Here is an 18,376-nt window from a genome sequence, read left to right as displayed (position 1 = left end):
CGAATTTTCAATCAGAAAAATTATTTGAAAAAGTTTGGTTCAATCAATAAAATTGATTCATGAAACCCGATTTCGAATGGACTCTCGACCGACTGCGCCACTTTGTAGCCGTGGCGGATTGTGGTGGCATGACTTCTGCGGCCCGTTCGCTGGGGCGTGCGCAGTCAGCGGTGAGCATGTCGATCGGCTTGCTGGAGGCCGACCTCGGGCTCGAGCTGTTCGAGCGCGTCAACCGCAACCTGCAGATCACGCCCGCTGGCGAAATCATGCTCGCCGAGGCCCGCGAACTGCTCGCGCAGGCCCAGGCGCTCGACATCCGCGCACAGGTGCTGGCGCGCGGGCAGCCCGCCAAACTGGCCGTGGCCATCGACGAAGCGCTGCCCTGCGTGCCGGTGGCGCAGTTGTTCTCCGACATGGCGGAGCACTGCGCGGGCATCGAACTGAGCACCTTGTGCGGCTCGTCGAACGAGGTGGCCAACTACGTGAAGCAGCAGCGCGCACAGATCGCCTTCCAGATCGACCGCGGGGCTCCATTGCCGGACTGCGCACAGCATTTCGTTTCCACCGTGCCCCAGAAAATCTACGTCGCGCAAACCCATCCGCTCGCCGCCGCCGGCAACACCGTGAGCTGCAAGGCCCTCGCGGCCCACCGCCAGATCGTGGCCCAGATCGACGGCACGGACGAAAGCATCATCAGCCCGCAAGTCTGGCGCTTTGACAGCTCCTACATGATCGCCGACATGGTGGCCGCAGGCGTAGGCTGGGCAATCCTTCCTGAAAACGTCGCGCACTATGTGCGGCCGGTTCACCACCTCGCGGAACTGCACTGCGAGGAAATGGCGATGCCGCCGCTGGTGGTGCGCATGCTCTGGCTGCAGGGCACGAGCCTGAACGAGACGGTGCGCTGGATGCAGCAGCGGTTGACTCAGCTGCTCAATGAGGCTTGAGGCTCTGAAGGGTACTGCGTTGCGTGGGTGATCTTCGCGTTGCGCGGGAGGGGTGATGTCTTGCTGGCGTCAGCTTGGTGGTTTTGGGGCGGAGGCCGGGACTGCCCCCGGCGGGGCAATCACTTTTTGCTTGCGCGCAAAAAGTAATCAAAAACGCGCTTTCAATACCTCCGGCGGAACTCGCTTTGCGCTGCGCGCGCCGCTCGGGCAACCGCCGGAAGTCAGTTTTGAAGAGGTGGTTGCAGCACTTTGCTTCGCTCGTGCCGGGGTGCTTGCAAAGTTGGGTTTGGCTGCAAATGCCCACTGCTCTTTTCAAGCGAAGCGACCGAGTTGTTGCGAGCAATCGCGCAACACTGGCACCCCAGCATCTCGCGAAGTCGCGAGATGCCCGGCACGAACGAAGCAAAGTGCCGAACACACCTCCGAAGAAACATCTAGCTCGCGGCGGTTGCCCGAGCGGCGCGCGCAGCGCAAAGCGAGTTCTGCCGCGGGTATTGAAAACGCATTTTTGGTGACTTTTTGGGCAAGACCAAAAAGTTACTCCGCCGCCGGGCGGAACTCCCGGCCTCGAACCTCACCCCCCAGCAGGAGCCAAAAAGCAGCCCCCGCAACCGAGAGGAGAGGATAGGAGAGCAGAGCAGAGCAGAGGAAACAGCAAAGGAGAGTGAGGGAGCGCAACCCGCGATCACTCGTCGTCGATGGACGCACTCCATCGATCATCCCACTCATGCCGCACATGATCGATCTGCCTACGATCCCGCTTCGTAGGCCGCCCCTCGACCAACGACGACGCAGGCTCCGGCGCCAGACGCCGCCGCTCAGCCGCCTCGGCCCGCGCTTTGGCGCTGGCCTCGGTTTCCTTGTAGAGCTGCTGCGCGACGGGAGCGGGGCCCCGCATGTTGCTGAGCGCCTGCACGACCACGGTGCGCTCGACCACGCCCTGCCGCAGCGCGACCGTATCCCCCACGCGCAACTCACGCGCGGCCTTGGCGTTCTGGTTGTTGACCGTGACGCGGCCCTTGCCGATTTCCTCGACGGCGACGCTGCGGGTTTTGTAGAAACGGGCGCACCAGAGCCATTTGTCCAGGCGCATCGATTCAAGTGTTTGGTTCATCGTGTGAATTGTGCCGCGTCCGTGCCGGTGGCGTCTGGCTGTGAAGGAGATTTTCCTGATCAGCGCGCGGATTCGGGAGCGGCGTGCGGCAGCGTCACCACGGCGTCGAGGCCGAGGATCTGTCCTGCGCCATCCACCCGGTTGCGCAGCGCGACGCTGCCGCCGACGGCCAGCACGATCTGCTGGCAGATCGCCAGACCGAGGCCCGAGCCCGCGCGCACGTCGCCTGCGGAGAAGGGCTGGAACAGGCGGCTCGCGAGTTCGGCGTCGATGCCGGGGCCGCTGTCCGCGATGGTGAGAACCGCCTCGTTGCCGCTGACCTGCAGCGTGACATTCAACGCGCCGTGTTCGGGCGTGTGGCGGATGGCGTTGTGCAGCAGGTTGCGGCAGAGTTCGCGCAGCATCCATTCGTGCGCGAGTATGGGCGCGGGGGCGGTCTGGATGCCGAAGTCGAGATCGCTTTGCGCGATGAGCGGCGAGATGTCCAGCGCCACGTCGCGCAGCACGTCGTCCCAGCGCACGACGGCCGGTTGGCTTTGCTGGCGCAGCTGCTCGACTTTGGCGAGCGCGAGCATCTGGTTGGCGAGCTGGGTGGCGCGCTCGATGGTGCCGCCGATCTCTTCGAGCGCCTGACGGTGCGGCAGGTCGTCGCGCAGCGCCGACTGCACCTGGGTCTTGAGCACGGCCAGCGGTGTACGCAGCTGGTGCGAGGCGTCGCGCACGAAGCGCTGCTGGTGTTCGAGCAGGTGCGACAGCCGCTGCATCACATCGTTGGTGGCGTCGATCAGCGGTTGCAGCTCGCGCGGGGCGGAGGCGCCGTCGATGGGCGAGAGGTCGTCCTCGCGGCGGGTCTGGATGGTCTGGCTGAGCTGGCGCACGGGGCGCGTGGCGCGCTGCACGACCAGCACCACGATGAGCGCGATCACGACGATCAGCATGAGCTGGCGGGCCATGGTGTCCCAGAGGATCTGCAGCGCGGCGGCCTCGCGCAGCTCCAGCGTTTCCGCGACCTGGATCATGGCCATGCCCCGGCCCTCGGAGCTGGAGACCGGCTGCAGCAGCACGGCGACCCGCACCGGCGCGCCGCGAAAATGATCGTCGTAGAAATCCACCAGCGCGGCGTAGGGCGGCCGCGCGGGAATGCTGCCTCTCCACACCGGCAGCTCGGCAAAGCCCGAAATCAACTCGCCCTGCAGGTTGGATACGCGATAGAACAGGCGGCTCTGGTTGTCGGTCTCGAAGGCTTCCTGCGCGGAGTAGGGCACGATGGCGCGCAGTTCGGCGAGCTCGTCGTAGCCGGTCACGTCGAGCTCTTCGCTGATGCTCTTGGCCGAGGCCAGCAGGGTGCGGTCATAGGCCGTGTTGAGCGCGACCAGCGCCTTGCGGTGCAGGCTCCAGGTGTTGAAGCAGATCACCAGCAGCGTCGGCACGAGGATGCCGACCAGCAACTGGCGTCTGAGCGACCAGGAGCGCCAAGGCCGCTTTTTTCCGCTGCCTGCGCTCTCCGGGATCGCTGCCTTCGCGGCTGCGCTCCTGCGCCTCACTGGTCGACCTTGAGCAGATAACCGAGGCCGCGCAGCGTCATCAGCGACACGCCGGTGTCGGCCAGCTTCTTGCGCAGGCGGTAGACGACGACCTCGATGGCCTCGTACTGGACATCGGGCTGGCCGGGGAAGACCGCTTCGTAGAGCCGCTCCTTGCTGAGCGCACGGCCGGGGTGGGGCAGGAGCGCGCGCAGCAGCGCTTGCTCGCGCGGCGTGACTTCCATGGGCTCGTCCTTGAGATAGAAGATGCCCGTGTCCTTGTCGTAGCGCAGCGCGCCGAGCGTGATCTGCGAGGGCGCGGCGGGCTGGCCCTCCTGCTGGTCGGCGGCGCGGCGCACGAGGGCGCGCAGGCGGGCTTCCAGTTCGTCGAGGTCAAAGGGTTTTGGCAGGTAGTCATCCGCCCCGGCGTTCAAGCCGCGCACCCGGTCACCGACGGTGCCGCGCGCGGTCAGCACCAGCACGGGCGTGCGCAGTCCGCGCGAGCGCGCCTGCTGCAGCACCTGCAGGCCATCGAGGCCGGGGAGCGTGAGATCCAGAATCACGGCGTCGTGTGGGCGGGCGATCATTTCCGCGAGCGCGGACGAGCCGTCGCCAAGCGCGGTCACCTGAAACCCGCGCCGCGCCAGCGAGCGCTGCAGCGTGGTGCGCATCGTCGCGTCGTCTTCTACCAAAAGCAATTGCATGGGCGGCACCTTAGCAGCTTGATTGTGCCGCTCGTCTCGGTGAGTATCCGTGTTATCCCTGAGGCGGCGGACAGCGGTTTGACAGTTTGATTTAGCATGATGCTCGTGCATTTTCCCAATAACAGGAGTGAGACACATGCGTCGCGACACCTTTCTGAAATCCATGGCAGCCTTGGCTGCGATCGGCAGCCTGCCGCTTTCCGCTCGTGCAGCGGTCGCCGTGAAGATGATGCTTCCCGCCAATCCCGGCGGCGGTTGGGACACCACTGGCCGCGCGCTCGGCAAGGCGCTGCAGGACGCGGGTGTGGCTTCCTCCGTCACCTATGACAACAAGGGCGGCGCGGCCGGTGCCATCGGTCTGGCCCAGTTCGTCAACGGCTCCAAGGGCGACCCGAACGCGCTGATGGTGATGGGCGCCGTCATGCTGGGCGGCATCATCACGGGCAAGCCTCCGGTCAACCTGAACCAGGCGACCCCGATCGCTCGCCTGACCAGTGAATACAACGTGTTCGTGCTGCCATCGAACTCGCCCTTCAAGACCATGGCCGACGTCGTCGCCCAGCTCAAGAAGGATCCCGGCAGCGTGAAGTGGGGCGGCGGCTCGCGCGGCTCCACCGAGCACATCGCGGCCGCGATGATCGCGCGCGAAGTCGGCGTCGACCCAGCCAAGATCAACTACGTGGCTTTCCGTGGGGGTGGTGAGGCGACCGCCGCCATTCTGGGTGGCAACGTGACCGTGGGCGGCAGCGGCTACAGCGAGTTCGCCGAGTACATCACCGCCGGCAAGATGAAGCCCATCGGCGTGACCTCCGCCCAGCGCCTTGCGGGTCTGGACATCCCCACGCTCAAGGAGCAGGGCATCAACGTCGAGATCGGCAACTGGCGCGGCGTCTACGGTGCGCCCGGCATCACGCCCGATCAGCGCAAGGCGCTCGTCGCGTCCGTGGAAAAGGCCGTCAAGAGCAAGGCCTGGGCCGAGGCGATGGAGAAGAACGGCTGGACGCCCGCATGGCTGGCCGGCGACGCCTTCGGCAACTTCGTGGACCAGGAATTCGCAAGCCTGCGCGCCACGATGGTCAAGTCCGGCATGGTCTAAGACCTGCGGCCTCAAGCCTGACCGGTACATCAAGGGCGCCATGTTGCGCGCGCCCTTGATTTCTTATTCAAATCATATGTAAATCGCCCCTGCAGGCAGCGGGCGCAGGGTGACTGTTCCCTGATCACGAGCGTTGCGCGTGTGAGGTCGGATTCATTGCTCAACATTCACACATAGCAAGGGCAAAAACATCATGACAGATGCCGTATCCCAAGCGTCAGCGGCCAGTCCGCTCGACGAGTTGTCCATCCCCTCGCCCAAATGGCAGGCGGCCGTCGGCGTCGGCGTGCTGGCCGTCGCGGGCGTCATGGCCTTCGGTGCCATCAGCATTCCGGGCGAATCCGGTTATGGTGGTGTCGGCCCCAACTTCCTGCCCTGGGTGTGCGCCGCCGTGCTCGCGCTGTGCGGTGCGCTGCTGATCTGGGAGGCCGTCACCGGCGGCTACCGCCAAGCGTCTGATCCGGGTGGCTCCAAGCACGCCAAGCTGATTCCGTTCGCATGGGTGTCGGCCGGGCTGCTGCTGAACGCCGCGCTCATCACGCACATCGGCTTCATCTTCGGCTGCACGATGTGCTACGCGCTTGCCGTGCAGGGTCTGCGCCGCGCGGAAGGCCAGACCGGTCTGCTTGCGCCGCGCAACCTGGCAATCGACGTCGTCACCGGCCTCGCGATCTCGGCGCCCGTGTTCTGGGCATTCACACAATTTCTGGCGATCAGCTTGCCGGGTCTGACGGATACAGGGTGGCTGTGATGGATATTTTCAACGCATTGATGCAGGGCTTCGCCACCGCGATCACGCCCGCCAATCTGCTCTGGGCGCTGGTGGGTTGCGCTCTGGGAACCGCCGTCGGTGTGCTGCCGGGCATCGGCCCCGCCGTGGCCGTCGCCATGCTGCTGCCGATCACCGCCAAGGTGGACGTGACGGCTTCCATGATCTTCTTCGCCGGCATCTACTACGGTGCGATGTACGGCGGCTCGACCACTTCCATTCTGCTGAACACTCCCGGCGAAACCGCCAGCATGGTGACGGCGATGGAGGGCAACAAGATGGCCAAGAGCGGACGAGCGGGGGCGGCGCTGGCCACCTCGGCCATCGGTTCGTTCGTCGCCGGCACGGTCGCGACCGTGGTGGTCACGCTGTTTGCGCCCACCGTCGCCGACTTCGCCGTGAAGCTCGGCCCGCCTGAGTACTTCATGCTGATGGTGCTGGCGTTCACCACCGTGAGCGCGGTGCTCGGCCAGAGCAGCCTGCGCGGCATGACGGCGCTGTTCCTCGGCCTCGCGCTCGGCTGCATCGGCATGGACCAGCTCTCGGGCGCGGCGCGCTATACCGCCGGTCAGATGGAACTGCTGGACGGCGTGGACATCGTGCTCGTCGCCGTGGGTCTCTTCGCCGTGGCCGAAGTGCTCTACAACGCGCTCTACGAAGGCAAGGTCGACGAGTCGCAGAACAAGCTCAACCGCGTCCACATGACCAAGCGCGACTGGAAGCGTTCCATCCCAGCCTGGATTCGCGGCACCGTGATCGGCACGCCGTTTGGCTGCATTCCTGCGGGCGGCACCGAGATCCCCACGTTCCTCTCGTACGCCACCGAAAAGAAGCTGGCCAAGGGCGAGAACAAGGCGGAGTTCGGCACCACCGGCGCGATTGAAGGCGTGGCCGGCCCCGAAGCCGCGAACAACGCCACCGTGACCGCCGCGCTGATCCCGCTGCTCACGCTCGGCATTCCGACCAGCAACACCACCGCAGTGCTGCTGGGCGCGTTCCAGAACTACGGCATCAACCCCGGCCCGCAACTGTTCACGACCTCGGCCACGCTGGTCTGGGCGCTGATCGCGTCGCTCTACATCGGCAACATCATGCTGCTGGTGCTGAATCTGCCGATGGTCGGCATGTGGGTCAAGCTGCTCAAGATCCCGCGTCCGCAGCTCTACGCCGGCATCCTGATCTTCGCGACAGTGGGTGCCTACGGCATGCGCCAGAGCACGTTCGACCTGTTTCTGCTGTACTTCATCGGCTTGCTGGGTGTGCTGATGCGCCGCTACGACTTCCCGACCGCGCCTGTCGTCGTCGGCATGATCCTCGGCCCGCTCGCAGAAGCGCAGATGCGCAACGCCGTCGCCATCGGCGAAGGCAGCTGGTTGATTTTCCTGCAGCGCCCCATGTCGCTGACGCTGATCATCATCGTGCTGATGGTGCTGTTCATCCCGCGCTTCATGCGCTTCATGGGCAAGCGCAAGGGACCCGAGATGACCGAAGCGGTCTGATCGTTTGACGGCTCCAAATAAGCGACTGCAGTGTCATCTGCAGTCGCTTTTTTCATGCTGATAGGGTGGCGATAAAGCGGGTGCCGATGACGACAAACAAACAGTCGCCCGCATTTTTCGTGATCGCGGCGGCAATCATCGGGCTGGCGGGGGTTCTGTCGATCCGTCTCTGGATGGACTTTGATTGACGTTGCTGGAGGATCCTGCTTCAAAGGGAGAGCAGGGCTCCTTGTTTCTTGCAGTTTCTATGTAAATGGTTTCAAAAACATCATTAAAAATACAAGGTTGCCAATATGATCACAAATTGATCAGACGGGATGTTGTTGCGCGCAAACGTGTGTTTGCGCTTTAATCCGAGGGCATTGACGCACAACAGATGCGGCAGTTTCCGGTTCAGTGCGGGGTGAATCAGTGAGCCTACACTTTCCTCCATGTCTATACGCAAGAGCTGGCCGCTGTCGCGCCGCAATCAATACGTCGCTGATTTCGGCAAGTATTCCACTGACCATCAGCTGTTGCCCAACCCAATGCAGGAGCCTTCCATGGACACCGAAGTGATCGATGACGACAGTGTTTACGAAAACGCCGCCGAGCTGTTTCGCGCCATGGCCGCGCCCATGCGGCTGCGCATCATCAGCGCGCTGTGCAACGGGGAGAAGAATGTGTCGGAGCTGCTTGCGTCCATCGACACCACGCAGCCCAACATGTCCCAGCATCTGAACACGCTCTATCAGGCGGGCATCCTCGGGCGTCGCCGCGAGGGGGTGAGCATCTATTACTACATCACCAACGAGAAAGTCGTGCAGATGTGCCGCAGCGTGTGTCTGCAGATGGCGATGGACGACTGAGGCGTCGCGTTCGTTGGTGAGGGGGCGCGCAGGAGCTTTCATTGTTTCTTCTCCTCATGCGGTGCCGGCGTCTTTGGACATGGCGCTTTCCACATGCAAAAAGGGCAGCCGATCGGCTGCCCTTTTTGCGTTGGGAAGAGTGAGAAGAAAGTAGAGGACCGAGCGAGCGTCGCTCAGGGCTTGAGGTAGACGTAGCCTTCCTTGGCCTGCAGGCGTGCGACTTCGGCGACGCCCGAGGGGACGATGGAGGTTTCCATCAACAGCTTGGCTGGGTCGATGCTGCGCGACTGCAGGGTGTTGTTGCAGACGCGGAACTCCACGCCCTTGGAGGCCAGCGCGCTGACCTGGCCGCTGAATTCGCGGCCTTTGGCGTCCTTGGCGTCGCTGAGCAGAAAGTCGATGCCGGGGCCGTGTGTCACCACGACGATCTTGTCCTTGGGTGCCGCGTTCAGATGGTTGTTGATGTTGTTGAGGATTGCGGCGGCGGTTTCGACGCCGGTGTTGACGTGATAGACCGCCTTGACGTCCTGCGCGAACGACAGGCCGGCCATCAGGGTCAGGAAAAACGCGAGAAAGACACGCTTGAACATATTGGGCTCCTTTTTATGCATGGGTTGCTTTGGTTGTATGTCCAGCCCCAAAATATCGCTGGTGGCTTATATTAGCACTGGCAAGAGTTTTTACGCCGATGGATGACGGCGGTCAAATAAATGCAGGAGATACAGCGCATGTTGGTTCAGAATTCGCGTTGGTTGGCAGGCGCCGTCATGTTGACAAGCCTGCAGATTTCGGCTTTTGCGCATGGCGATCATGGTGCGGCCATGCAGCTGGCGCAGTCGGGTGCCGCGCCCGCCACGCCCGCGGCCACCGTGGCTACCATGCCGATGGAGGTCAAGAGCGTCGCGCCGAATGTCTACTACGTTCAGGGCGTCTCCGCGCTGGGCTCGCCTTCCAATCAGAACTTCATCTCGAACGCGGGCTTCGTGGTGACTGACGACAGCGTCGTGGTGATCGATGCGCTCGGCTCGCCCGCGCTGGCCGAGGAGCTGGTGAAGAAGATCAAGGCGATCACTCCCAAGCCGATCAGCACGGTGATCCTCACGCATTACCACGCGGACCACATCTACGGACTGCAGGTGTTCAAGGCGCTGGGCGCGAAGATCATCGCGAATGGGCTGGCCAAGGAATACATCAACTCCGACACCGCGCGCCTGCGGCTCGAAGCATCGCGCACGGAACTCGCGCCGTGGATCAACGCCTCGACGCGGATGGTCACGGCCGACGAGTGGGTGGACAAGGATGCTCAGACGCTGAAGGTGGGCGGAACCGAGTTCGTGCTGCAGCACATGGGCCCGGCGCACACGCCGGAGGACACCGCCGTGTTTCTGCCCCAAAGCAGCGTGCTGTTCATCGGCGACGTGGTGTTCCGCAACCGCATTCCGTATGTGGGTCAGGCTGACAGCCGCCACTGGATCACGGCGCTGGATGCGCTGCTGAAGCTGCCCGTCAAGGCGATGGTGCCGGGCCACGGCCCTGCGTCGGATGAGCCCAGGAAGGACATGCAACTGACGCGCGACTATCTCGAATTCTTGCGCGCTTCGATGGCCAAGGCGGCGGAGAATCTCGATCCCTTTGACGACGCCTACAAGGCGACGGACTGGTCGCGATTCGAGGGCTATCCGCTGTTCAAGGAGGCCAACCGCATGAACGCCTACAACACCTATCTGCTGATGGAGCAGGAAAAGCCATGACGCGTGCGGATCGGCGGGCGGCGGTGCGTGCAGTGGTGGCCCTGGCCGGTGCGACGTGGCTGGGTGCCCGGTCGTCGCCAGCTGCGGCGCAGGACGCTTCCGAGCGCCTGCTGCCCACGACGAACGATCTGCGCGCCAGTCTGGCGCAGGCGCTGGCTCGCGGTGAGCCGCTGATTGTGCTGGCGACGCTGCGCGGCTGCCCGTTCTGCAAGGTGGCGCGCGAGAACTATCTGGTGTCGGAGCTGAAAGCGGGGCGGGCGGTGACGCAGATTCACTTTCTGTCGCGCGATCCGGTGATCGACCTGCAGGGCAGCGCCACCACGCATGGCGCACTGGTCAAGCAGCTGGGAGTTGAAGTGGCGCCCACCGTGCTGTTTCTGGGGCGGGGCGGAGCGGAATTGGCTCCCCGTCTGGTCGGCGGATCGACGTCGGACTTTTACGCCTCCTATCTGGATGAGCGCGTTACCCAAGCGCGAGCCGCCGTGCGCGGCTGACGACGAAGGCTGGCCAGCTTGGGCCCGGCGTGCGGGGATTGCACACGGAGCATGCACGAGGGGCATGCACGGAGGGGTTTTGACCTCCGGCCAACGGTACTGTCGGCAGCGCAATGGCCCGCTTGCCTCATTTCGACGCGGACGTTGCGGTCATCAGACCGCCCGAGGCCGCGCCTGCAAGGCCGTGTGGAGATCGTCAACACGTATTCAGGGACCGCCAATCTTGAACCTTCGTAAATTTCGATTCATGCAAGGTGCAATCCCACGTTTTTGGGGGCTTGTAGACCCCCATTTTGAAATAGGGCACAACATATAATTCGACTTACTATAGGAGGGTCTGAGTCGATGGAGTATTCGCATTTCAAATTCGTTCCAGTCGTTTTTTTGCTGGCGCAATGTAATCTCGCACTGAGTGCTTCCCCCGGCACACCACTGCCAGCGGTTACGGTGTTCCAGGAAGATTTTGAAAACGTGGCCGGACAAAGCGTGACTCCAGATCATGCTCTGTCGCTCGCCGACTACGTGAGTGTTGCGAAAGACTTTCAGGGAAACCCTGTTCGTTACACCGCGGAAGGTCGAGCCATTGACACGCCGGGCCCTCTTGGCGTGCCTTTTTGGCTCAATGCCAATTTCTGCAATGGCATGTGGGTCGGCTATAGGGAGAGCTTTCCAAGCGGAACGTTGCCGCCGCCTTATGTCGCAGGCGCTAACACGTATTGTGGTACAGCGGCGAAAGGCGCGGACAATTGGAGCTACCTTCGCGCGCTGGCCAACGCCCTGGGGAAAATCTCGGGTCAAACGACCTCCAATCACGTGATTGCAGCCTATACCGAGATGCCCTACAACCCCCCCAACGCGACCACCCCAGCGCTTGTTCAACTGAAGTTGGCGGCCCCTGTGTCATTGCCTCCTGGAGGCCGATTCCTGACCTTCTCCGTGGCCATGGGGGCGACCAATTGCAAGCAGGATGTCGGTAACAACGCCAATAGCGTGGATCCACAGATCAGCTTCTATCAGGTGCTCGATCCTTCCAAGTCATCGCTGGATCTGAACGGCTCCAATGTCGTCAAGCTGAACTCGACTTCCAAGAGCCCGTGTGGGGCTTCCACTTACACGGATGAAGATCGTCCTGGTTCAACCATCGGCACAAACAAGGCCAGAATTCGCGTGGCTCAACTCGATGGGGACCTGCCGGTGAAGGTGGCGGGAACAACCGTTGCGATGCAATTGGTCAATGAAAAATCGGGAGGCTATGGCAATGACGCAGCCTTCGACAATTTGCTGATTCTGGACATGACACCGCGACTCGACAAGGAGTTTGCGCCGAAATCCGTCGATTCGAAGACGGCGACGGTGATGACATTCACGATCACCAATACCCAGGACTTGTACGTCAAGGCAGGTTGGAATTTCAGCGATCGTCTGCCTGCAGGTCTCGAATTTGCCGGCGCACCCGCCACAAACTGCGCTGCCGCCACCATGAGCACGACCGCCGATACGCTCAAGGTGGAAGACGGAACGATTGGTGCAGGCGTTGCTTCGTGCACCGTCACCGTTCCCGTCAAGCTGATCGCCGGTACGGTGGTTCCCGCAGGGGGGCTGAAGTTTCTGAACCAACCCGCTCCTGCGGCACCCGGCGCCGGAGAGGTGGTCACTGGATTCATCTCTCCACCCGGTACGGCCGAGTTGGAGGTGACGCCTGTGGCAGACATGATCGCCAGTCCCACGCCGCCCGAGAACTTCGCCATCGGCGTGCCCGGAAGCATCACCACGACATGCGTGAACGGCGGCCCGGACGTCGCCATCGCTGCGACCTGCGAGGTTGATAGAACGGGTCTGCCGTCAGGTGCCAAGACAGTGTGCACACCTCTTTCTGGCACCACAAACCTGAATCCGGGCGAGAAGATCTCGTGCGTCACCAGTTTCACGATGAGTCAGGCTGGCTCGGTGAGCCTGACGACAACCGCTGGCTCCACGTCTACAGACCCGGACCCTCTCAACAACCGGCAACCCGCTACGGTGACGGCTGTGACGCCAGCCGCCGACATGCAAGCGAGCGCACCGACCGATACGACCACCACGGTGGGTACGCCGACGTCGATCATCACAGCGTGCAAAAACCTGGGACCCAATGTCGCTCTCAATGCCACGTGCACCGTGACCGGTGTGCCGGATGCAACCACGAGCTGCACGCCGTCGTCGCCACAAGCGAGCCTGCCAGTGGGCGAAAGCATGATTTGCACCACAAGCTTTACGCCCAAAACGGCAACCCCGGTGACGTTGACAACCACCATCGGAACGACCACGTCCGAAGTCAATTCGCAAAACAACTCAGCCGTGACGACGGTGAAGGTGGAAAGCGCGGCGCCAGCTCCTGTGCCCACCTTGGGTGAGTGGGCCCTGATGCTTCTGTCCGTGCTGCTGACAGGTGCTGGCGTGTTGCGTCTGCGCCGTACGCGGGTGGCTTGACGTCAGGTCGATTCACCTCGATCTGGCTCACCAGAGCAAGAGCCATGTTCTCACCGGTCTTTGCTGAGAACGGACTCTTGCGGACAACGTCGGTCACGTGACCGAGCGAAACTGCCTGCCGAGATGGCGGGCAGGCGATTCTTCAACACACGGGGGCATGGCGCCCCCGTTGTTGTTTGCGACTGGCAACTGGGCAACTTGGATTGGGGGCGTAAGCCAGGACTGATTCCAGCCGGACTGGTCCGTTCACGGCGCATCCAGGTGTTGAGCGACTCCATCGAGCGGTCGCCTGAACGTGCATCGATCGTCCTCGGTGATTCGCTATTCTATTTTTGAACAACGAGGGGAAACCCCGGAGAAATTGATCTAGGTCGAAGTCGATAATCTTTTACATAAATACATGCTTATATGTAGATAAAGGACAAGACGATGAAGCAGATCCGAGTTCTCGCCATGGCAGTGATGTGTGCCGCAGCTGGTCTGTCGGCAGCGCCGGCATTCGCCAACCTGGCACTGGCCCAGAAGAATGCCTGCATGGCCTGCCACTCGGTGGACAAGAAGCTCGTGGGTCCGGCCTATCCGGAAGTCGCGAAGAAGTACGCGGGACAGGCGGATGCGCAGGCCGCTTTGGCCAAGAGCATCAAGGCGGGCGGTTCGGGCAAGTGGGGGCCGGTGCCGATGCCTGCGCAGGCGGCATTGAGTGACGCGGATGCGAGCACGCTGGCGGGCTGGATTCTGGGTGGCGCCAAGTAGGCCGCGACGCCTGTTTCGACATCTCTATTGAATGGCTCAATGACGAAGACCTGAGGACAATACATGCAAAACCAGATGACAGGTCGGTTGCGCAAGGCTCCGGAGAATTTTGTGCAGGGCGATGGCGTGGCAACGGTGTTCGCCGAGGCCAAGGCGGGTCGCCGCAGTTTCATCCGCAGCGCATTCGCGGCGGCGGCGGCTGGTGCTGCCGGGACGTCGGCGCTGGCACAGGGCGGGCAGAAGGCGTCCAGCGTGGGGGATGGCGATCCCAATATTCTGGAGATGCCGGCCCACACCAAGGGACTGGGCCAGCCGGTGGTCACCGATGGCTATGGCAAGCCTTCCAAGTACGAATCCAACGTGCAGCGTCGCCAGAGTCCGGGCCTGACGCAGACGCGCCAAGCGTCGGTGTCGTTCGCGCCGCTGCAGTCGCTGTTCGGCATCGTGACGCCAAGCGGTCTGCACTTTGAGCGCCACCACCAGGGCTGGTGGGACATCGACCCGTCCAAACACCGTCTGATGGTCAACGGCATGGTCAAGAAGAACATGGTCTTCACCATGGACGAGATCATGCGTCTGCCGAGCGTGTCGCGCTTTCACTTCATTGAATGCGGCGCCAACACCGGCATGGAATGGGGCAACGTGGCCGTGCCCACGGTGCAGTACACGCACGGCATGATCTCGTGCAGCGAGTTCACGGGCGTGCCGCTGATCACGCTGCTGGAGATGGCGGGCGCGGACCTCAAGAAGGGCAAGTTCGTTCTTGCGGAAGGTGCGGACGGCTCGTCGATGACGCGCACGATTCCGATGGAGCTCATCACCTCCGGCGAAGTGATCGTCGCCTACGGCCAGAACGGCGAGATGCTGCGGCCCGAGCAGGGCTATCCGCTGCGCCTCGTGGTGCCGGGCGTGCAGGGGGTGAGCTGGGTGAAGTACCTGCGCCGCATCGAGGTGGGGGACATGCCCTATGCCACCAAGGACGAGGCGGTGCACTACATCGACCTGATGCCGGACGGCCAGCACCGTCAGTACACCAGCATTCAGGAATGCAAGAGCGTGGTGACCACGCCCTCGGGCGGGCAGATGCTGCTCGACAAGGGCTTCTACAACATATCGGGGCTGGCTTGGTCGGGGCGCGGCAAGGTCAAGCGCGTGGACGTGAGCGTGGACGGTGGCCGCAACTGGCGTACCGCGCGGCTTGAAGGGCCGGTGCTGACGAAATGCCTCACGCGCTTCAACATCGACTGGGTATGGGACGGCAAGCCCGCCATCATCCAGAGCCGCGCGATGGACGAGACCGGCTACGTGCAGCCCACCAACAACCAATTGCGCGCCGTGCGCGGCACGCGCTCGATCTATCACAACAACTCGATTCAGTCCTGGGCACTGCGTGAGGACGGGGAGGTGGTCAATGTCCAGCTCGCGTAATTCCGGGATGACAACGCTGAAGGCCGCCGCCGTGCTGCTGTCGGGTCTGTGCGCTGCGGGTGCGTTTGCGCAGGGCGCCGCCGGGAAGCCCGCCGACAAATACACAGGCATCGGCCGCGAGGCCACGCCCAAGGAAGTGCAGGCGTGGGACATCGACGTGCGCCCCGATTTCAAGGGCCTGCCCAAGGGCTCCGGCTCGGTGGAAAAGGGCCAGGATGTGTGGGAGGCCAAGTGCGCGTCCTGCCATGGGGTGTTCGGCGAATCCAACGAGGTGTTCTCGCCGCTGATCGGCGGCACGACCAAGGATGACATCAAGACCGGCAACGTCGCGCGCCTGAAGGACGCATCCTTCCCCGGCCGCACCACCTTCATGAAGGTGCCGACGATCTCGACCGTGTGGGACTATGTCCACCGTGCGATGCCGTGGAACGCGCCCAAGTCGCTGTCGCACGACGAGGTCTACGCGGTGACCGCGTACATGCTGAATCTGGCCGACATCGTGCCGCAGGACTTCACGTTCAGCGACAGGAACATCGCCGAGGTGCAGGCGAAAATGCCCAACCGCAACGGCATGACCACCGCGCACGCGATGTGGCCGGGCAACGAGTTCACCAAGGGTGCCAAGCCCCCGGCGCCCGACACCAAGGCCGTGGCCTGCATGAGCAACTGCGGCCCCGAGCCGCAGGTGCGCTCCAGGCTGCCCGACCACGCGAGCAACAACCACGGCAATCTGGCCGATCAGAACCGGACGGTGGGCGCGCAGCACGGCCTGCAGACGGACACCAAGCCTGCCGCAGCGCCTGCTGACAAGACCCCGGCCAAGTCGGCCGCTGGAGCGGCGCCGACCGCGCTGCTCGAGAAGAACGCCTGCATCGCGTGCCACGGCATGGAGCAGAAGATCGTCGGCCCCGGCTTCAACGAGATCGCGAAGAAATATGCGGGGCAGGTGGACTATCTGGCAGGCAAGGTCAAGAACGGTGGCTCGGGCGTGTGGGGCAATGTCCCAATGCCCCCGCAGCCCGGTTTGAGTGATGATGAGGCCAGGTCCATTGCACAGTGGCTTGCGGGCGCTGCCAAGTGATGGCTTGCGCGCACCGGTTTTTCAAACATTGAAGACACAACGATTCAACAGACGATTCGCAAGGAGAGATGACATGATTTCACGTAGACAAGCAGTGAAGAATTCCGCAGCGGTGACGGGCATGCTGCTCGCCGCCGGCCTGCTGCCGCAGACGGCGTTCGCCTTCAACAAGGCCGCGTTTGACGCGAAGACCGTTGCCGACGTGATGAAGGCCATGGGCGCCGGAGCTCCCGCCGAAAGCAAGGACGTGACGCTCACCGCGCCCGACATCGCCGAGAACGGCGCGGTCGTGCCGCTCGGCGCGGCGACCACGCTCTCCGGCGTCAAGCACATGCTGATTCTGGTCGAGAAGAACCCCAACACGCTGGTCGCTTCGTTCGACGTGTCCGATGCGCTCGAGCCCAACTTCCTCACGCGCGCCAAGCTCGGCCAGACCTCCGACGTCTACGCCGTCGCCATCACCAACGATGGCAAGGCGCTGTTCGCCAAGAAGGAAGTCAAGGTCACGCTCGGCGGCTGCGGCGGCTGATCGCCCCCCGCACGTACCGAGCCCGCGAAATTTGTAGATAGATAGTCAAGGAGAAGAACATGCCCGATCCGATGCGCATTCGCGCCCAAGCAGCTGGCGACAAAGTCACCGTCCGCGTTCTGATGTCCCACGAAATGGAAACAGGTCAGCGCAAGGACGCCAACGGTCAGGTGATCCCCGCGTGGTTCATCCAGGACGTGTCGGCGTCGCTCAACGGCAAGCCGGTGTTCCGCGCCGAGTGGGGCCCCGCCGTCTCGAAGAACCCGTTCCTGCAGTTCAACCTCAAGGGCGCGAAGGCGGGCGACAAGCTCGCCGTGACTTGGAAGGACAACAAGGGCGAGACCCGTACCGACGAAGCCACGGTCAGCTGATGGAACTGACGTCACCCCTCGCAGCCTGAGGCGAGGGGTATCCACCGGCGAGGCGGTCGCGGGTGGATGAATGAATGCATGGATACGAGACGAATCGAATGCACCGCCAGAGTCGCTCCGCGTGGCTTGCCGCTTTCCCGCTTTCAGTTTTCCCACAACAACAATGGAGACACCATGACCCGCACCACGAAAGGCCTTGCGCCGTTGATTGCCGTTGCGATGCTGTCGCTGCTTGGGGCGGTTGCGCCCGCTGCAGCGCAGAAAAGCACGGCCGACGGCATCGCGGAATACCGCGAGATGCTGCAGGACGGAAATCCCGCCGAGCTGTTCGAAATGAAGGGCGAAGCGCTGTGGAAGGAGAAGCGGGGGCCGAAGAACGCCTCCATGGAGCGCTGCGATCTCGGCAAGGGCCCGGGCGTGGTGAAGGGCGCGTTCGTTGAGCTGCCGCGCTATTTCGCCGACACCGGCAAAGTGCAGGATCTCGAGTCGCGCCTGCTGACCTGCATGGAAACGCTGCAGGGGCTGGACGCGAAGAAGATCGCCGCCACGCCGTTCGGCAAGTACGAGCAGAAGAACATGGAAGGACTCGTCGCCTGGATTTCGGCAGAGTCCAAGGGCATGAAGTTCAACCTGTCGCAAGCGCACGCGCAGGAGAAGCAGATGTATGAAGTGGGCAAGCGCATGTTCTACATGCGTGGCGGCCCGCACGACTTTGCGTGCGCCACATGCCACGCGGCGGATGACAAGCGCATCCGTCTGCAGGATCTTCCCAACCTCACCAAGAACGCGGGCGCGGCGGCGGGCTTCGGCGCGTGGCCCGCATATCGCGTGTCGTCGGGCGAGCTCTGGAGCATGCAGCGACGACTGAATGACTGCTTTCGCCAGCAGCGCTTCCCGTACCCCGGATATGCGAGCGATGCAACGATCGCGCTCGGCGTTTTTCTCGGCGTGAACGGCAAGGGCGGCGAGGCTACGGCTCCGTCCATCAAGCGATAAGTGG

At 63.0% G+C, this 18,376-nt stretch carries 18 protein-coding genes; 14 read left to right on the top strand and 4 right to left on the bottom strand.

The window, feature by feature from the left end:
- The first annotated feature begins 59 nt into the window (after window positions 1-59).
- Window positions 60-947 carry a LysR family transcriptional regulator gene (locus tag ISG32_RS10505; RefSeq protein ID WP_194770936.1) on the top strand — a complete coding sequence of 296 codons (888 nt, stop codon included), beginning with the start codon at window positions 60-62 and terminating at the stop codon, window positions 945-947.
- Between the two features lie 685 nt (window positions 948-1,632).
- Here the strand turns inward: ISG32_RS10505 and ISG32_RS10500 are convergent.
- The 3 genes from ISG32_RS10500 to ISG32_RS10490 form a co-directional block, all read right to left on the bottom strand.
- Window positions 1,633-2,061, bottom strand: a complete 429-nt coding sequence (locus ISG32_RS10500; RefSeq protein WP_228529707.1) for an RNA-binding S4 domain-containing protein — start codon at window positions 2,059-2,061, stop codon at window positions 1,633-1,635.
- Window positions 2,062-2,120: 59 nt separating this feature from the next.
- Window positions 2,121-3,509: a sensor histidine kinase gene (locus ISG32_RS10495; protein WP_228529706.1), complete on the bottom strand. Its 1,389-nt coding sequence runs from the start codon at window positions 3,507-3,509 to the stop codon at window positions 2,121-2,123.
- 92 nt (window positions 3,510-3,601) lie between these two features.
- Window positions 3,602-4,288: a response regulator transcription factor gene (locus ISG32_RS10490; protein ID WP_194770935.1), complete on the bottom strand. Its 687-nt coding sequence runs from the start codon at window positions 4,286-4,288 to the stop codon at window positions 3,602-3,604.
- Window positions 4,289-4,424: 136 nt separating this feature from the next.
- On the opposite strand from ISG32_RS10490, the gene ISG32_RS10485 reads away from it, so the two are divergent.
- From ISG32_RS10485 to ISG32_RS10470, 4 genes are all read left to right on the top strand, one after another.
- Window positions 4,425-5,384, top strand: a complete 960-nt coding sequence (locus ISG32_RS10485; RefSeq protein ID WP_194770934.1) for a Bug family tripartite tricarboxylate transporter substrate binding protein — start codon at window positions 4,425-4,427, stop codon at window positions 5,382-5,384.
- A gap of 193 nt (window positions 5,385-5,577) precedes the next feature.
- Window positions 5,578-6,135, top strand: coding sequence for a tripartite tricarboxylate transporter TctB family protein (locus tag ISG32_RS10480; RefSeq protein WP_194770933.1), 558 nt, complete (start codon window positions 5,578-5,580; stop codon window positions 6,133-6,135).
- A complete protein-coding gene (locus ISG32_RS10475) occupies window positions 6,135-7,652 on the top strand; it encodes a tripartite tricarboxylate transporter permease (protein WP_194770932.1) in 1,518 nt (505 codons plus the stop codon). The genes ISG32_RS10480 and ISG32_RS10475 overlap by 1 nt, the downstream gene beginning before the upstream one ends.
- A gap of 542 nt (window positions 7,653-8,194) precedes the next feature.
- Window positions 8,195-8,500 carry an ArsR/SmtB family transcription factor gene (locus tag ISG32_RS10470; RefSeq protein WP_194770931.1) on the top strand — a complete coding sequence of 102 codons (306 nt, stop codon included), beginning with the start codon at window positions 8,195-8,197 and terminating at the stop codon, window positions 8,498-8,500.
- A gap of 173 nt (window positions 8,501-8,673) precedes the next feature.
- Here the strand turns inward: ISG32_RS10470 and ISG32_RS10465 are convergent, their stop codons facing one another.
- On the bottom strand, window positions 8,674-9,090 hold the full coding sequence (locus tag ISG32_RS10465) for a DsrE family protein (protein WP_194770930.1): 417 nt from the start codon (window positions 9,088-9,090) through the stop codon (window positions 8,674-8,676).
- 231 nt (window positions 9,091-9,321) lie between these two features.
- On the opposite strand from ISG32_RS10465, the gene ISG32_RS10460 reads away from it, so the two are divergent.
- The 9 genes from ISG32_RS10460 to soxA all read left to right on the top strand — a co-directional run bounded on the left by ISG32_RS10460 (window position 9,322) and on the right by soxA (window position 18,372).
- Window positions 9,322-10,251 carry an MBL fold metallo-hydrolase gene (locus ISG32_RS10460; protein ID WP_407645049.1) on the top strand — a complete coding sequence of 310 codons (930 nt, stop codon included), beginning with the start codon at window positions 9,322-9,324 and terminating at the stop codon, window positions 10,249-10,251.
- Window positions 10,248-10,745 carry a thioredoxin domain-containing protein gene (locus ISG32_RS10455; protein ID WP_194770929.1) on the top strand — a complete coding sequence of 166 codons (498 nt, stop codon included), beginning with the start codon at window positions 10,248-10,250 and terminating at the stop codon, window positions 10,743-10,745. The genes ISG32_RS10460 and ISG32_RS10455 overlap by 4 nt, the downstream gene beginning before the upstream one ends.
- A gap of 345 nt (window positions 10,746-11,090) precedes the next feature.
- A complete protein-coding gene (locus ISG32_RS10450) occupies window positions 11,091-13,214 on the top strand; it encodes an IPTL-CTERM sorting domain-containing protein (protein WP_194770928.1) in 2,124 nt (707 codons plus the stop codon).
- 429 nt (window positions 13,215-13,643) lie between these two features.
- Complete coding sequence (locus ISG32_RS10445; protein WP_194770927.1) at window positions 13,644-13,967, top strand: c-type cytochrome; 324 nt, start codon at window positions 13,644-13,646, stop codon at window positions 13,965-13,967.
- A gap of 63 nt (window positions 13,968-14,030) precedes the next feature.
- Window positions 14,031-15,395: a sulfite dehydrogenase gene (soxC, locus tag ISG32_RS10440; protein ID WP_194770926.1), complete on the top strand. Its 1,365-nt coding sequence runs from the start codon at window positions 14,031-14,033 to the stop codon at window positions 15,393-15,395.
- Window positions 15,396-15,402: 7 nt separating this feature from the next.
- Window positions 15,403-16,476 carry a c-type cytochrome gene (locus ISG32_RS10435; RefSeq protein ID WP_194770925.1) on the top strand — a complete coding sequence of 358 codons (1,074 nt, stop codon included), beginning with the start codon at window positions 15,403-15,405 and terminating at the stop codon, window positions 16,474-16,476.
- Between the two features lie 73 nt (window positions 16,477-16,549).
- On the top strand, window positions 16,550-17,005 hold the full coding sequence (soxY, locus tag ISG32_RS10430; RefSeq protein WP_166302265.1) for a thiosulfate oxidation carrier protein SoxY: 456 nt from the start codon (window positions 16,550-16,552) through the stop codon (window positions 17,003-17,005).
- A gap of 59 nt (window positions 17,006-17,064) precedes the next feature.
- Window positions 17,065-17,376: a thiosulfate oxidation carrier complex protein SoxZ gene (soxZ, locus tag ISG32_RS10425; RefSeq protein WP_194770924.1), complete on the top strand. Its 312-nt coding sequence runs from the start codon at window positions 17,065-17,067 to the stop codon at window positions 17,374-17,376.
- A gap of 174 nt (window positions 17,377-17,550) precedes the next feature.
- On the top strand, window positions 17,551-18,372 hold the full coding sequence (soxA, locus tag ISG32_RS10420) for a sulfur oxidation c-type cytochrome SoxA (RefSeq protein ID WP_194770923.1): 822 nt from the start codon (window positions 17,551-17,553) through the stop codon (window positions 18,370-18,372).
- Window positions 18,373-18,376: the final 4 nt, after the last annotated feature.

Source organism: Diaphorobacter caeni (genome assembly GCF_015354245.1).
GTDB lineage: Bacteria > Pseudomonadota > Gammaproteobacteria > Burkholderiales > Burkholderiaceae_C > Diaphorobacter_A > Diaphorobacter_A caeni.
This window is presented reverse-complemented; position numbering and strand designations above follow the sequence as displayed.

Excerpts from the sequence above, each read along its gene's own strand:
- ISG32_RS10505 (WP_194770936.1), top strand. The coding sequence starts at position 60 with ATGAAACCCGATTTCGAATGGACTCTCGACCGACTGCGCCACTTTGTA.
- ISG32_RS10500 (WP_228529707.1), bottom strand. The coding sequence starts at position 2,061 with ATGAACCAAACACTTGAATCGATGCGCCTGGACAAATGGCTCTGGTGC.
- ISG32_RS10490 (WP_194770935.1), bottom strand. The coding sequence starts at position 4,288 with ATGCAATTGCTTTTGGTAGAAGACGACGCGACGATGCGCACCACGCTG.
- ISG32_RS10485 (WP_194770934.1), top strand. The coding sequence starts at position 4,425 with ATGCGTCGCGACACCTTTCTGAAATCCATGGCAGCCTTGGCTGCGATC.
- ISG32_RS10480 (WP_194770933.1), top strand. The coding sequence starts at position 5,578 with ATGACAGATGCCGTATCCCAAGCGTCAGCGGCCAGTCCGCTCGACGAG.
- ISG32_RS10475 (WP_194770932.1), top strand. The coding sequence starts at position 6,135 with ATGGATATTTTCAACGCATTGATGCAGGGCTTCGCCACCGCGATCACG.
- ISG32_RS10470 (WP_194770931.1), top strand. The coding sequence starts at position 8,195 with ATGGACACCGAAGTGATCGATGACGACAGTGTTTACGAAAACGCCGCC.
- ISG32_RS10465 (WP_194770930.1), bottom strand. The coding sequence starts at position 9,090 with ATGTTCAAGCGTGTCTTTCTCGCGTTTTTCCTGACCCTGATGGCCGGC.
- ISG32_RS10460 (WP_407645049.1), top strand. The coding sequence starts at position 9,322 with ATGCAGCTGGCGCAGTCGGGTGCCGCGCCCGCCACGCCCGCGGCCACC.
- ISG32_RS10455 (WP_194770929.1), top strand. The coding sequence starts at position 10,248 with ATGACGCGTGCGGATCGGCGGGCGGCGGTGCGTGCAGTGGTGGCCCTG.
- ISG32_RS10450 (WP_194770928.1), top strand. The coding sequence starts at position 11,091 with ATGGAGTATTCGCATTTCAAATTCGTTCCAGTCGTTTTTTTGCTGGCG.
- ISG32_RS10445 (WP_194770927.1), top strand. The coding sequence starts at position 13,644 with ATGAAGCAGATCCGAGTTCTCGCCATGGCAGTGATGTGTGCCGCAGCT.
- soxC (WP_194770926.1), top strand. The coding sequence starts at position 14,031 with ATGCAAAACCAGATGACAGGTCGGTTGCGCAAGGCTCCGGAGAATTTT.
- ISG32_RS10435 (WP_194770925.1), top strand. The coding sequence starts at position 15,403 with ATGACAACGCTGAAGGCCGCCGCCGTGCTGCTGTCGGGTCTGTGCGCT.
- soxY (WP_166302265.1), top strand. The coding sequence starts at position 16,550 with ATGATTTCACGTAGACAAGCAGTGAAGAATTCCGCAGCGGTGACGGGC.
- soxZ (WP_194770924.1), top strand. The coding sequence starts at position 17,065 with ATGCCCGATCCGATGCGCATTCGCGCCCAAGCAGCTGGCGACAAAGTC.
- soxA (WP_194770923.1), top strand. The coding sequence starts at position 17,551 with ATGACCCGCACCACGAAAGGCCTTGCGCCGTTGATTGCCGTTGCGATG.